At 53.8% G+C, this 299-nt stretch carries 1 pseudogene; it reads left to right on the top strand.

Features of this window, described 5'->3' with window-relative positions:
* Positions 1–56: 56 nt before the first annotated feature.
* Positions 57–299: pseudogene (locus tag QP324_RS11985) on the top strand (IS256 family transposase); the annotation flags it as partial.

Raw genomic sequence — 299 nt, 5'->3', positions numbered from 1 at the left:
GAGGGTGTCAGGAAGTTTGTGTGTGAGGCTCTGATCTAGAAGGAGTTTCACCGATAATGACTACGGTGTCACCGAAGAAAAACCATGACCCGGCGAGGGTCAACGAGATCAGCGAGAAGCTGATGGAAAACCCTGAAATCGCCAGCTTGATCAGCGAGTTGTCGAGCTCCGCTGATGATGCAAGCGAGCTGGTCAAAGGCTTGCTGCAAGCATCGATCAACGCTGGTCTTAAGGCGGAGATGGATGCGCACTTGGGCTACGGCCTTTGCGACCGCAAAGCGAAATCCCAGGTCGAAACC

This window comes from Corynebacterium sp. UMB0012 (assembly GCF_030216265.1).
GTDB lineage: Bacteria > Actinomycetota > Actinomycetes > Mycobacteriales > Mycobacteriaceae > Corynebacterium.
Note: the sequence above shows the minus strand (reverse complement) of the source record. Positions and strands in the feature narration are given on the sequence as shown.